This window comes from Elusimicrobiota bacterium, assembly GCA_016182905.1.
Taxonomy (GTDB): domain Bacteria; phylum Elusimicrobiota; class Elusimicrobia; order UBA1565; family UBA9628; genus GWA2-66-18.
Map to the genome: position 1 here is coordinate 29,400 of JACPFR010000044.1, position 13,478 is coordinate 42,877.

Sequence of the window (13,478 nt, forward strand, 5' to 3'; positions counted from 1 at the left end):
AATGCACGATCACGGGATCAAGCCGGATTGGATGAAGATCTTGGGTTCGACGACGAGGTCGATCTTGCGGCCGCCGAACTCGGAGGCCGTCACGATGGTCTGGAAATTCCAGCCCAGCAAGGTCTGCTTGAACGACTGGCCGCCGAAGCTGGTCGCGGCGAAGTCGCTCGCCTTGGCGATCTTGCCGAGGTCATTGATGACGTAGCTGTCGTACTTCTCCCAGACGCTTCCGTCGCCGTTGGCCGCGTAAACGACGTCATGGAAAACGCCTTCCCCGATCTCGTTGTAGGTGCAGTCCGGCGGCGCGCAGCCAGGGGCATTCTGCACGGTGGTCACGTTCGTGAAGACGGGCGCGAGCGCCTGCCCGTTCTCCATGTTCTGGATGTTCACGCCGGCCCAGCTCTGGTGGCTCACGCCGTTGAAGGTGAGGTTGTAGTTGTCGAAGAGCGTCTGGTAGAACGACCGGCCCGTCGCCAGGGGAATGAAGGTGGCGGTCGCGGGATCGTAGGCCGCGGCGACGTCGTCCACCGCGCCGACAGCGTTGTTGTTGATATCGACCTGGTGCCCGCCGCTGGCGACCTCGAGCATGCTGTCCTGGGTGTTCGAGCGCCCGGTCCGGTAGGAGGTCAGGAAGTAGGAGCACGCCGCGTCGAGGCAGCCCGTGATCTGGCGGAGGGCGACGGACATGTCCGTCGGCAGCGCCTGGTTGAAGGTTCCTTGATAGAAGAAGTAGTCGAAGCGGGTGTCGCGCTCGTTGAGCACCACGAGCTTGAACTGGTCGGCGGCGGGGCGCACGATGTACTCCTCGATGCGGACCCGGTTGCCGTTGACGTCGATGATCGCCTTGCCTTCCTGGAACTCCGAGAGCTTGCTCTCCTCGGCGGCCGCGGCCTGGACCTCCTCCTTGCTCATGCGCAGGTCCACCTCGCGTTTGGCGGCCTGGCGGGCCTCGGAGTCGCCGCGCTCCTCGCGCGTCCCGGCGTCGGTCACGCGCCCGAGCCCCTCGCTCGTGACGCTGACGCTGTCCCGGTCCTTGATGAGCACCTCGTTGCCGGCCTTGTCGGCCACGGCGAGCAGGCCGCCGAACATCTGCACGCGCGTGTCGCCGGACCCGTCGACGTCCACGCCGAACTCGGTGCCGCGGACGGAGCAGACGGCGGTCGGGGTGCGGACCTGGAAGCGGCGGTTGAGGCTCTTGGAGATCCACGCCTTCAGCGACCCGAGCTTGAGCTCCATCCCGCTGGCCTCGGGCGAAGCTTCCTTGAGGGTGAACGACGAGCCGGGGCTGAGGTCGACGCGGGAGGCGTCGTCGAACGTCACCGTCGCGCGCGCGCCGCCGGCCGTCTTGAGCTGGTCGCCGGGGGCGAGCACCTGGCCGCTCGACACCTGGGCCCAGGTGTAGGAGCCTGATTTCAGGAAGAGGACCTTGCCGTCCGCGGAGGTGATGGAGACCGCCCCGGCGCCGGCCGCGCGGAAGAAGGCGGCCAGAAGGACGGCGGCGAACGCCGCGCGTCTCCCGGTCCGTGAATTCCTTGGCTCGGCCTGCTGGAATTCAAGGCTCATGTAAGTTAGCCAAGTATAGCCTGGGGCTCGTCACCTGTCAACGCTGTTTCGGTCACAAGAAACCAATATGGAGGAACATGCTAGAATCGCCTCATGGGACAGAACCTCGTCCGCCTGTTCGTCGACCCGTTCCTGGGCGCCTATGACCGGTTCGCCGGCGCCATCCCGACCCTCGCGGCCGCCCTCCTCTTATTGCTGGTCGGGATGTTCCTGGCCCGCGCCGTCCGGACCTTGATCGAGGCGTCCTTCGGCAAGCTCCGCCTCGACGACCACACCTGCAAGGTCGGCATCAACGAGGTGCTGTCCCGCCTCGGCCTCGGCAAGTCCCCGACCTTCGTGCTCGCCTGGGTCGCGCACTGGTTCATCCTCTTCCTGTTCATCGTGTCCGCGGCCAACGCCGTGAACATGACCGTCGTGTCCGAGCTCCTCGAGCGCTTCGTGGGGGTGCTCCCCTCGCTGATCGCCGCCGTGCTCATCCTCTTCGGAGGCCTGCTGTTCGGCCGCCTGCTGGCGCACATCCTGCGCAACGCGGCGTCGGCCAACTCGATCCGCGGCGGGTCCTTCGTCGCGGTCGCCGCGCAGGCCGTCGCCATCGGCGCCTCCGGGGTCATCGCCCTGGAGCAGCTCGGCGTGCGCCCGCAGATCCTCATCCCGACGGTGCAGATCTTCATCGGCTCGATCGGCCTCGCCGTCGCGATCGCGCTCGGCCTCGGGGCGAAGGACATCGCCGCCGACTACCTGCGCGACCTCCTGCGGCCGCAAAGATAGGCCATGGCCAAGCTGCTGATCGTCGACGACGAACCCACCCTCGTCCTGCTCATGCGCGCGGTGCTGGAGAAGGTCGGCCACACGGTCGCCGACGCCTCCCACGGGGGCGAGGCGCTCGCCAAGCTCGGAGTCGCCCCCGACGACGCGTCCGCGGAGCTTCCGGACCTCATCCTGCTCGACGTGATGATGCCGGTCCTCGACGGCTTCGGCGTGGCGGCGGCGCTGCGCGAACATCCCCGCGCCGGCAAGGTCCCGATCCTCGTCGTCACGGCCAAGGGCGACATGCGCCCCCTCTTCGAGGCGATGCCTCAGGTCGCCGGCTTCTTCCAGAAGCCCTTCACTCCGGCCGGCCTGCGCGAGGCCGTCGCGCGCGCCGTGGCGCCCAAGCCCGGCGCGTAGCGCGCCGCCTTACCTCGGGGCGGGGACCGCGGCCGGCTTGGGCTTGCGGCGCTGCACGCGCGAGAGCTTGATGGACGGCACCGCGGTCACCGCGGTCTCGGTCCGCCCGGGAGAGGTCATCGAGGGCAGCGGCGGCTTGTCGGGGTTGAGCGCGGCGGGCTCCGCGGCCGCCGAAGGCGCCTCCGGGGACGGCGCCGCCGCGCGCCGGAGCCACAACTCCCGCCCGACGAAGGCGGCCAGCAGGAGAGCCGCCGCGAAGACCGCGGCTTCCAGGGCGGGATGGCGGTGCTGACGGCGGCGCATGCTAATCGAGGTAGTCCCGCAGGCCCTTGCTGCGCGAGGGGTGGCGCAGCTTGCGGATGGCCTTGGCCTCGATCTGGCGGACGCGCTCGCGGGTGACGCGGAAGATGCGGCCCACCTCCTCGAGCGTGCGCGGGTAGCCGGAGTCGATGCCGAAGCGCAGCTTGATGATCTTCGCCTCGCGGTCGGTCAGCGAGGAGAGCACCTTCTCGATCTCGGTCTTGCGCAGGAAGGAGGACGCCGTGTTCGACGGCGCGGCCGTCGTCTTGTCCTCGATGAAGTCCTCCAGGTAGGAATCCTCGTCCTCGCCGATCGGCGTGGCGAGCGAGACGGGCTCCTGCATGATCTTCAGGACGTTCTTCACCTTGTCCATGCTGATATGCAGGGAGCGCGTGTACTCCTCGAGGGAAGGCTCGCGGCCGAACTCCTGGCGGTAGCGCCGGGTCACCTTCGTGAGCTTGCTGATCAGCTCCTTCATGTGGACCGGGATGCGGATCGTGCGCGCCTGGTCGGCGATCGCGCGGTTGATCGACTGGCGGATCCACCACGTCGCGTAGGTCGAGAACTTGAAGCCGCGCTTGTACTCGAACTTCTCGACGGCCTTCATGAGGCCCAAGCCGCCTTCCTGGATGAGGTCCGAGAGCTCCAGGTTCGAGTTGACGTGCTTCTTCGCGATCGAGACGACGAGGCGCAGGTTGGCCTTGATCAGCTTGAGCTTGTCCTCGAGGATGGTGTCCTCGAGGCGGATGATCTTGTCGTTGAGCTCGAGGAAGCGGTCGATCGGGATCGGCAGCGTGTTCTGGATGCGGTCGATGCGGTCGACGACCACCTCCATGTTCTCCATCGCGGCCTCGACGGCGGTCGGGGCGTAGCCGGTCTTGGCGCGGAACGCCTCGGGGCGCATCTTGCCCTTCTTGAGCGCGGCGAAGTACGACTTCAGCTCCTCGTGCGAGCAGCCGTAGCGCCGCTGGTAGCGCTCCATCTCGTCGCGGCACTCCTCGATCTTGCCCGCGAGGTTCTTGATCTTGTTCGTCAGGCGCTTGATCTTGTCCTGGTTCAGGTTGAGGTTCAGGATGCGCGCGATGACGAGCTTGTTGATCTGTTCGATCTTCTTCTGCAGCTTGATCCTGCGCTGCGGCTTCAGGTTCTGCGGCAGGAGCTTCTGGCGCAGCGCAGCCATCTGCTTCTCGGCCTTCGTGATAAACTGCGCGACGGACTTCATCTTGCGGCGCATGCCGGAGAGCTCGGCGTTGGTCTTGCGGCCGCGGGGCATCAGCTCCTTCGGCGTCATCTCCTGCGCCTCGATCAAGGTCTCCCACGAGCGGATCTCGCGCATCGTGACGGGGGACTCGAGGACGAGCATGCGGAGCTCCTTCTCGCGCTCCCGGACGTTGCGGGCCAAGGTGACCTCTTCCTCGCGGTTGAGCAGGGGCACGCGGCCCATCTCGGAGAGGTACATGCGGATCGAGTTGGAGATGTCGGAGCTGCCGCCCCAGTCCTCGGAGAAGCGCTCGCGGCCGCGCTCGGGCGCGGCGGCGGCGGCCGGCTTCTTGCGGTCGACGACCTCGATGCCGAGATCCTCGAGCGCCGTCATGAGCTCGTCCATCTCCTCCGACTTCATGTTGGCCGCCGACACGGTGCGGCTGATCTCCTCAAGGGTCAGGTAGCCGTGCTCCTTCCCGAGGCCGATCAAGTTCTTCATCGCCTGACTCGTCTGAATCGCCATGTCTCTCCTTACGCCTAGCGCTTGGTGCCCTTCAATTCCGCGGCCAGCCGATGGTACTCATCGCGCAGCCCCGGATCCACCGGTGCGTTTCCCGACAAAACCAGAGGCTCGAGCTCCTTCAAGCGGCGCTGCGTGCGGCGCTTGCCGACGAGCGCGCGCAAGGTCGCGGCGGGGTCGTCGTAACCGAGCTCGTCGCCGAGCAGGCGCGAGGCCACCGCGCGCTCGGCCGGCTGCAGCGCGTCGAGCAGGCGCGGGCCCCATTTCCCGTCGAGCGGCAGGGTCTTAAGCGCCGTGACGATCTCGCGCGCCGAGGCGGACTCGAGGTCGGCCGCGGAGACCTCCGGGGCGGACGCGGGCGTCTTGAACAGCAGGCCGAGGATCTGCAGGTCGCCGGCCGGGATCAACGCAGGCTTCACCGGCCCCTGCGCGCTCGCCGCGACCGCCCCGGCGGGCGCGGCGTTCGAGGCGATCCGCCGGCTCGCTTGCGGGATGGCTTTGCCGCCGGAGCGCCTCAGGGAATCCTCGTTCAAGCCGAGGCGCGAGGCGAGGCGGCGCACCCACTCGTCCTTGAGGACCTCGTCGGGGCAGCGGGCGATGGTCGACAGCACGTCCTTGGCGATGGCGGACTTCGCCTCGGGCGTCAGCTCGCCGGCGCGCTTGATCAGCAGATCGGTCTTGAAGGCGACGAGGTCCTGGGCGCCGTCGAGGGCGGCCTTGAACGCCTCGAGGCCCTTCGCGTGCAGGAACTCGTCCGGGTCCTTGCCCTCGGGGACGGAGGCGACGCGCGTCGCGATCCCGGACTCGAGCGCGACCTCGGCGCCGCGCACCGCGGCGTTCTGGCCGGCGTTGTCGGCGTCGAAGACGATGGCGATCGAATCGGCGTAGCGCTTGATCAGCAGGGCGTGCTCGGGCGTCAGCGCGGTGCCCAGCGGCGCGCACGCGGTCTTCAGGCCGTGCTGATGGGAGGCGATCACGTCCATGTAGCCTTCCATCAGGTGCGCCTTGCGCGCCTTGCGCGTTTCAGGAAGACCTTCGAAGAGCCCGTACAAAACCCGGCTCTTCGAGAACACGGGCGTCTCCGCGGTGTTCAGGTACTTGGGTTCTCCATCGCCCAATGTACGGCCTCCGAACCCCACGAACGCGCCCTTCGCGTCGCGGATCGGGAACATGAGGCGGTCGAAGAAGTAGTCGCGCAGCGAGCCGTCGGCGCGCTTGGCCGCGAGCCCGGCCTTCATCAGAAGCTCCTCGGAGAACCCCTTCTTCAAGGCCGCGGGCACGAGGTTGCCGTTGCGCGGGGCGTAGCCGATCAAAAAGCCGGTGACGGACGCCTTCGAGAGGCGGCGCTTGGCTACATACTGGCGGGCGGCCTCGGCGTCAGGATGTTTATTAAGCAAGTCATGATAATGACTTGCGGCGAACTCGTTCGCCTCGCGGATCTTGATGCGCTCCTTGTCCGCGGGGCCCAGCTCGCGGTCCGCCTCGATCTTCACGCCCGCGCGCAGGGCGAGCTTCTCGGCGGCCTCCATGAACGAGAGGTTCTCCGACTTCATCACGAAGGTGAAGGCGTCCCCGCCCTCGCCGCAGCCGAAGCAGTGGAAGGTCTGGCGCTCGGGGGTGACGATGAACGACGGGCTGCGCTCCTGGTGGAACGGGCAGCGCGCCTTCATGTTGCGGCCGGCGCGCGTCAGCGGGACGTACTCCCCCACCAGCTCGACGATGTCGAGCCGGGAGCGGATCAGTTCCAGCGTTTCGGGAGGTATCAGGGCCAAACGAGAATTCCGGAAAATCGGGACGGACCGGCGCCGCGCGCGAGCGCGGCGCCGGCCCGTCGGGCGAACGTTAGGGCGTGCGGCGGCGCTTGGAGCGGCGCAGCTTGCGACGCGCTTCGGCGGCCTTCAGCTTGCGCTTCATCGCGGGGTTCATGTAACGCTCGCGGCGCTTGACTTCCTTCAGCACGCCGTTGCGTTCGCACTCCCGCTTGAAGCGGCGCAGGGCCTCCTCGAGACCCTCGCCTTCACGCAGTTTAATGAAAACCATAGTTAGAGATTCACCACCTTTCCACGAATGGAACGCAAAATATCAAGACAAGAGCGAAGCGATTCAGCCGGGCGGCCATTGCATCGGCCGCCCTCCCAACAGATGATAATGAAGATGATCCACCGACTGGCCCGCGCCCTTCCCGTTGTTGGTCACGAGCCGGAACGAGGACAGCTTGACGCTCTCCGCGATCCGGCAGGCGACCCTCTGCAAATGACCCAATAAAGGGGCATCCCCGTCCGTCGACGCGCTCAATGACCCCAGATGCCTCTTCGGGACCACCAATAAATGCGTCGGCGCCTGGGGCGTGATGTCCTTGAAGACGAGCGCTTGCTCGTCCTCGTGGACGATCTGGGCGGGTATCTCGCGTCGGACGATACGGCAGAACAGGCACTCCTGCAACCGAAGGATTATAGCCTTCTGGGCCCCCCCGGGCAAGGGTCCTCGGCTCCCCCCTCACGATGGGTCCAATGGCGGAGCCGCAGATGTCCCGCACTTTTATAAAAATAACCATTATTTAAAAAGGATTATCCGCATCGCACGCGCGATGCCAATCCGCCTTATTTCACCGGCGTTATTTTTTCAAAAATGAAGGATTTTCCGCGAGAACCTCGCGGGCTTCCGCCCCGAGCCTCTCCTCGGTCGGCCAATGCGCGGCCAGGAAGGCGAGGAACAGCCCGTAAGGGGCGAGACCGGCCCAGTAGGCGGGGTAGGCGCGCAGGACGCCGTTGCGCGCGGCGAGGAAGGCGACGACGAGCCCGAGCAGGCCGGCGCCCTCGCGCATGGCCAGTCGGACGATGAAGGCGGTCTGCACGCGGCCGCTGAGAGGCCCCGTCGAGGCACGCAGCACGGAGCGCCAGGCGAACTCCGAGGCGACGATCAGGCCCAAAGCCAGGACCATCACGGTCGTGGTCATCGTGTTGATCACCTGAACGGATCTCGGATCGGGGACCTGACCGGCGGAACCCGCGTAGAACCAGACCACGAGGCCGGCGATCATGGTCAGGCCCGCGCCCATCGCGCCGGCGATGATGCGCAACTGGCGCGCGGTCGCGGGCGAGACGCCGTCCTCGTTCTCGACGACGCTCACACGCCTCCGAGCTCGTACTGCACGAGCGCCGCGGCCGCGATGGCCGCCGTCTCCGCCCGGAGCACGCGCGGGCCCATGCCGAACAGGACCGCGCCCTCGGCCTCGGCGAGCTCGATCTCCTCGTCGGAGAAGCCGCCCTCGGGGCCGACGAACAGGCTGACCTCGAGCGGTTCCGTGCCGCGCTTGGCGTCCGCCGCGCGCAGGGCCGGGCCCAAAGTCTGCGACGCGATCGAGCCCTTCATGCCTTCCCAAGCGACCAAGGTGATCCCCTTGTCCTTGACCGCGCGGATCGCGTCGCGGAACTGCACCGCGTCGCGCACCGGCGGCAGGTCGGCGCGGCCGCACTGCTTGGAGGCGGCCATGATCAGCCGCGACCAGCGCTCGGCCTTGGCCTTCGTGCGCTCGATCTCGTGCAGCAGCACGACGGTGCGCGGCGTCAGCAGCGGGACGAAGGCCGACACCCCGAGCTCGGTCCCCTTCTCGAGCGCATAGTCCCAGTGGCTGGCCTTGAGCAGGCCGCGGTACAGGTTGAGCGCGACGGGCGCGCGCTTGTCATCGGCCTTGAGCGTGGCGGTGACCTTCCCCGTCACCGAGCCGTCGGAGTGGACCGCCTCGATGACGCCCTTGAAGCGCCCGCCCTTGCCGTCGAACAATTCCAGCTCGGCGCCGGCGGCGAGGCGCATCACCTTGGACACGTGGAAGGCCTCGGGACCGGCGAGACGGAACTTGCTGAGGCTGACGTCTTCGGGCGCAACGAGGAATTGTGGCATGCGCCGATTCTAGCAACATCCGCGCGCCGCGCGCATGGCGATGGTGTCAGGCTCGCAAATTCGTCGATTACTCCGGAAAAGAATTCAACGAATTTGCGAGCCTGACACCCTGTTTCTACTCTTTGCCGAAGATGCGGCCGAACACGCTGTCGTTCTTGCCGTGCTCGTCGTGGAGCGTCTTCTGGAACGCCTCGAGGAGCTCCTTCTGCTTGGCGGTGAGGTCGCGCGGGACGTCGACGCGGACGTGGACGAGCAGGTCGCCGCGGCCGCGGCCGTGGAGCTTGGGCATGCCCTTCTCGCGCACGCGCAAGGTGGCGCCGTGCTGGGTGCCGTGGGCGATCTTGACCGTCACCGGCTCGCCGTCGATGGTCGGGACCGTGGTCTGGCCGCCGAGGGCGGCGGTGGCGATATCGACGGAGGCGCCGACGCTCAGGTCGTCGTCCTTGCGCTCGAAACGCGGGTCGGGCTTCACGTGGATCTCGAGATAGAGGTCGCCCGGCTGGGCGCCGCGAGGGCCGCCCTCGCCCTCGCCGGAGATGCGCAAGGTCGCGCCGTGGTAGATGCCCGGCGGGATCTTGACCTTGAGCTCGGCCTCCTTGCGCACGCGCCCCTGGCCCTTGCAGTCCTTGCACGGGTCCTCGACGATCTGGCCCTCGCCGCCGCAGCGCGGACAGGTCTGGGACATCGCGAAGAAGCCCTGGGACACCTGGACGCGGCCGGAGCCGCGGCACTGGGTGCAGCGCTTGACGCCGGAGCCCGGCTTGCCGCCGGAGCCGTGGCAGGTGCCGCAGGACTCGACGCGCTGGAAATGGAGCGGGAGCTGGACGCCCTTGAACGCGTCCTCGAGGGAGATCGTGGTCTCGTACTTGAGGTCGTTGCCGCGCGCCTGCCGGCGACCGCCGCCGCGCTGACCGCCCTGGCCGCCGAAGAGGTTCTCGAACAGGTCGCCGAACACCTCGTTGACGTCGACGCCCTGGCCGAAGCCCTCGAAGCCGGGGCCGCCCTGGCCGCCGAAGCCGCCCGCGCCCTGGTTGACGCCGGCCTCGCCGTACTGGTCGTACATCCGGCGCTTCTTCGCGTCGGACAGCGCCTCGTAGGCGCTGTTGATCTTGCGGAACTGCGCCTCGGCTTCCTTGTTGCCGGGGTTGCGGTCCGGGTGATGCTTCATGGCGAGCTTCCGGTACGCGGATTTGATCTCCGCGTCCGTCGCGTTGCGCGCGACGCCCAGAAGCGAGTAGTAGTCTTCAGCCATTTTTCACCCGGACCGCCCCGGCCGGCTTATTTAGAGTCCTTCTCGTCGACGACTTCCGCGTCGACGACGTTGTCCTTGCCTTTGGCTTCCGCGCCCGCCGCGCCGTCGGCTCCGCCGGGCTGAGCGCCGCCCTTCGCGGACTCGGCCTTGTACATCTCCTCGGCGAGCTTATGCGACGCCTTGAGCAGCGCCTCCTTGGCCTTGTTGATGGCCGCGAGGTCGTCGCCCTTCAGCGCTTCCTTGAGCTCGGAGATGCCGCGGTCGATGTTCTGCCGGTCCTCGGGCGAGACCTTGTCGCCGTGCTCCTTCAGAGCCTTCTCGGCGGAGAAGAGCAGGGTGTCGGACTCGTTCTTGGCGGTGACCTTCTCCTTGAACGCCTTGTCCTCCTCGGCGAACTGCTCGGCCTGCTTGACGAACTTCTCGATCTCGGCCTTGTCCAGCTTGTTGGAGGCGCTGATCGTGATGTGGTGGGACTTCTTCGTGCCGACGTCCTCGGCCTTGACGCTGAGGATGCCGTTCGCGTCGATGGAGAAGGTCACCTTGATCTGAGGCACGCCGCGCGGGGCCGGCGGGATGCCGTCGAGGTCGAACTTGCCGAGCGGCACGTTGTCCGACGCCTTCGGGCGCTCGCCCTGCAGGACGTGGACGGTGACGGCCGGCTGGTTGTCCGCGGCGGTGGAGAAGGTCTGGGACTTCTCGACGGGCACCGTCGTGTTGCGCTCGATGAGAGGGGTCATGACGCCGCCCAACGTCTCGATGCCGAGGGTCAGAGGGGTCACGTCGAGCAGGAGGACGTCCTTCACCTCGCCGGTGAGCACGGCGGCCTGCACGGCCGCGCCGGCGGCCACGCATTCCATGGGGTCGATGCCGCGCTCGAGCTTCTTGCCGACGTAGTCCTCGACGAACTTCTGCACGATGGGCATGCGCGTCGGGCCGCCGACGAGGATGACCTTCGTGATGTCGGACGCCTTGAGCTTGGAGTCCGTCAGCGCCTGCTCGATGCTGGTCTTGCAGCGCTTGACGATGGGCTCGACGAGCGTCTCGAGCTTGGCGCGGCTGATCTTGAGCGCGAGGTGCTTCGGGGCGTTGTCGATCGCGGTGAGGTACGGGAGGTTCAGGTCGGTCTCGAACGTCGTCGAGAGCTCGATCTTCGCCTTCTCGGCCGCCTCGCGCACGCGCTGATAGGCCATCGGGTCCTTGCTGACGTCGGCGCCGGTCTCCTTCTTGAACTCGGCGACGATGAAGTCCACGAGCGCCTTGTCCATGTCCGTGCCGCCGAGCTGGGTGTCGCCGGAGGTCGAGATGACCTCGAACACGCCGCCGCCGAAGTCCATGATGGTGACGTCGAGCGTGCCGCCGCCGAGGTCGAAGACCATGATCTTCTCGTCCTTGCCCTTCTTGTCGATGCCGTAGGCGAGGCAGGCGGCCGTCGGCTCGTTGACGATGCGCACGACCTCGAGGCCGGCGATGGTTCCCGCGTCCTTGGTCGCCTGGCGCTGGTTGTCGTTGAAGTAGGCGGGGACGGTGATGACCGCCTTGTCGATCGTGGTGCCGAGGAAAGCCTCCGCGTCGCGCTTCACCTTCTGGAGCAGGAAGGCGGAGAGCTGCTGCGGCGTGTACTCCTTGCCGTCCGGGGCCTTGTACTTGTGGTCGGTGCCCATCTTGCGCTTGAAGGCCATGAAGGTGCCTTCGGGGTTGGCGACCGCCTGGCGGCGCGCCGGCTCGCCGACGAGCAGCTGGCCGTCCTTGGCGAACGCCACGTAGGACGGGAACGCCTTGCCGCCGATGCTGGTGCCCTCGGCCGAGGGGACGATGGTGGGCTTGCCGCCCTCCATCGCCGACGCCGCCGTGTTCGAGGTGCCCAGGTCGATTCCGATGATCTTGCTCATGATTTTGCCTCCGTTGCGTCAGATTTCTTCTGCAGGCGCACCTTCGCGGTGCGCAGCACTTTGTCGCCGAGAAGGAAGCCGGCCTGGAGCACGTCGGCCACCACCCCCTCCTCGAAACCCGGCCGGTCCACGAAGCCGAAGGCCTCGTGGTAGTGCGGATCGAACGGCTTGCCGAGCGGGTCCATCTTCGTCACGCCTTCTTCTTTGAAAAGCTTGTCGTACTCGCGGAAGATCCCTTCCATCCCGGTCGCCAACGGCGAATCCGCGTGGCCGGTCTTCACTTCCTCGTGCGCGTGGCGCAGGAGGTCGTACAGCGGCAGCAGCTTCGACAGCACTCCGGCGGCGCCGAGCCTGTACCAGTCGGGCTTCTCGCGGTCCACGCGCTTGCGGTAGTTCTCGAACTCGGCCTTCAGGCGCAGGAGCTGGGAATAGTAGTCCGGCTCGATCGGCCCCTTTCCAACGGCGTTTGGAAGGGGCACTTCCTCGCCTATAGGCTCGGTCGGCTTCTCCCTCACCGGGTCGCTCACGTCGTCGCTCACTTGCGGCCCTCCAATCCCTTCGTCTCGAAATCCCACTCGTTGAGCCGCGCCTCGACGAGGCGGCCGACGTAGTCCACCAACCCCATCATGCGCGAGTACTCCATGCGCTTGGAGCCGATGACGCCCAGGACTCCGAGGACCTGGTCGCCGTGGCGGTAGACGTGCGTGATGACGCTGGCGTTGCGCAGCTCGGGCAGGCCGCTCTCGGCGCCGATGCGCACGCGCACGCGCGCCGGCTTGGCCGCGTCGTCCTCGAGCTCCCGCTCCAGCATCAGGGCGAGGCGGTCCTTCTCGCCGATGACGCGCATCAGCGACTGGACCGTCTTCAGGTCCCCGAACTGCTCGGCACGGCTCAGGATGTTGTCCGCGCCCTCGACGTAGATCGACTCGGGGGAGGCCACGCGGCCCACCTCGGTGAGCAGCTCGTGGGCGAGGCTCGTCAGCTCCGCGAACTCGCGCTCCATCTGCGTGAGCTTGTTGAGCACCATGCTCTGCGCCTTGTCCACGTTGACGCCGCGGATGTTCTCGTTGAGGAAGCGGTTGAGCATGTTGACCTGACGGGCGCTCGGCGCGAAGGCGAGCTGGATCGGCCAATGGCGGACGAGGCCCGAGTCGGTGATCAGGACGCCCAGCACGTTGCGGCCGCCCAGAGGCAGGAGCTCGAGGCGCTTGATCGCCTGCTTGCCCATGTGGGGCGAGAGCACGATGCCGGCGCCGTGCGAGACGCGCGAGAGCAGGCGCGAGGTCTCCGACAGCAAGGTGTCGAGCTCCTCGATGCGGCTCTTGTACTGCTCCTCGATGCTCTCCTTCTCGGCGGCGGCCAGGCGCTGCACGCCGGACAGGTAGTCGACGAAGAAGCGGTAGCCCTTGTCGGTGGGCTCGCGGCCCGCGGAGGTGTGGGCCTGGTGCAGGAAGCCCTCGTTCTCGAGCTCCTGCAGGATGCTGCGGATGCTGGCGCTCGACAGGTCGAGGCCGGCCTCCTCGGCGATCAAGGAGGATGAGACGGGCTTCGAGGTCTTGATGAAATAGTGGACGATCCACTGCAGAAGGTGGCGCTTGCGCTCCTGGACGACCTCGGGTTTCAGTTGTCTCATGGCTATGACGTATACTGGCAGTCCACTTATTCGACTGCTAATATTTTACCG

The 13,478-nt window shown here is 67.0% G+C and carries 14 protein-coding genes; 2 read left to right on the forward strand and 12 right to left on the reverse strand.

The window, feature by feature from the left end; genetic code table 11:
* Nucleotides 1-9: 9 nt before the first annotated feature.
* Entirely contained in the window at nt 10-1,563 is a 1,554-nt protein-coding gene (locus HYV14_13560; GenBank protein MBI2387014.1) for a FecR domain-containing protein, read from the reverse strand.
* Between the two features lie 93 nt (nt 1,564-1,656).
* Between HYV14_13560 and HYV14_13565 the strand changes: the two genes are divergently transcribed.
* A complete protein-coding gene (locus tag HYV14_13565; protein MBI2387015.1) occupies nt 1,657-2,331 on the forward strand; it encodes a hypothetical protein in 675 nt (224 codons plus the stop codon).
* Nucleotides 2,332-2,334: 3 nt separating this feature from the next.
* Nucleotides 2,335-2,730 carry a response regulator gene (locus HYV14_13570; GenBank protein ID MBI2387016.1) on the forward strand — a complete coding sequence of 132 codons (396 nt, stop codon included), beginning with the start codon at nt 2,335-2,337 and terminating at the stop codon, nt 2,728-2,730.
* Between the two features lie 9 nt (nt 2,731-2,739).
* On the opposite strand, the gene HYV14_13575 is transcribed toward HYV14_13570, so the two are convergent.
* The 11 genes from HYV14_13575 to hrcA form a co-directional block, all read right to left on the reverse strand.
* Nucleotides 2,740-3,033, reverse strand: a complete 294-nt coding sequence (locus tag HYV14_13575; protein MBI2387017.1) for a hypothetical protein — start codon at nt 3,031-3,033, stop codon at nt 2,740-2,742.
* 1 nt (nt 3,034) lies between these two features.
* Nucleotides 3,035-4,756, reverse strand: coding sequence for a sigma-70 family RNA polymerase sigma factor (locus HYV14_13580; protein MBI2387018.1), 1,722 nt, complete (start codon nt 4,754-4,756; stop codon nt 3,035-3,037).
* Nucleotides 4,757-4,770: 14 nt separating this feature from the next.
* Entirely contained in the window at nt 4,771-6,525 is a 1,755-nt protein-coding gene (gene dnaG, locus HYV14_13585) for a DNA primase (GenBank protein ID MBI2387019.1), read from the reverse strand.
* Between the two features lie 70 nt (nt 6,526-6,595).
* A complete protein-coding gene (locus HYV14_13590; GenBank protein MBI2387020.1) occupies nt 6,596-6,793 on the reverse strand; it encodes a 30S ribosomal protein S21 in 198 nt (65 codons plus the stop codon).
* Nucleotides 6,794-6,856: 63 nt separating this feature from the next.
* Nucleotides 6,857-7,195, reverse strand: coding sequence for a histidine triad nucleotide-binding protein (locus HYV14_13595; protein MBI2387021.1), 339 nt, complete (start codon nt 7,193-7,195; stop codon nt 6,857-6,859).
* Nucleotides 7,196-7,367: 172 nt separating this feature from the next.
* The gene (locus HYV14_13600) at nt 7,368-7,883 is read right to left on the reverse strand and encodes a hypothetical protein (GenBank protein ID MBI2387022.1); all 516 of its coding nucleotides are present in this window, start codon (nt 7,881-7,883) and stop codon (nt 7,368-7,370) included.
* Nucleotides 7,880-8,653, reverse strand: a complete 774-nt coding sequence (locus HYV14_13605; protein MBI2387023.1) for a 16S rRNA (uracil(1498)-N(3))-methyltransferase — start codon at nt 8,651-8,653, stop codon at nt 7,880-7,882. The genes HYV14_13600 and HYV14_13605 overlap by 4 nt, the downstream gene beginning before the upstream one ends.
* Nucleotides 8,654-8,768: 115 nt before the next feature.
* Complete coding sequence (dnaJ, locus tag HYV14_13610; protein MBI2387024.1) at nt 8,769-9,905, reverse strand: molecular chaperone DnaJ; 1,137 nt, start codon at nt 9,903-9,905, stop codon at nt 8,769-8,771.
* Between the two features lie 26 nt (nt 9,906-9,931).
* Nucleotides 9,932-11,794, reverse strand: a complete 1,863-nt coding sequence (gene dnaK, locus HYV14_13615) for a molecular chaperone DnaK (GenBank protein MBI2387025.1) — start codon at nt 11,792-11,794, stop codon at nt 9,932-9,934.
* Entirely contained in the window at nt 11,791-12,333 is a 543-nt protein-coding gene (locus HYV14_13620) for a nucleotide exchange factor GrpE (GenBank protein MBI2387026.1), read from the reverse strand. Before HYV14_13620 ends, dnaK begins: the two co-directional genes overlap by 4 nt.
* On the reverse strand, nt 12,330-13,427 hold the full coding sequence (gene hrcA / locus HYV14_13625) for a heat-inducible transcription repressor HrcA (GenBank protein MBI2387027.1): 1,098 nt from the start codon (nt 13,425-13,427) through the stop codon (nt 12,330-12,332). Before hrcA ends, HYV14_13620 begins: the two co-directional genes overlap by 4 nt.
* Nucleotides 13,428-13,478: the final 51 nt, after the last annotated feature.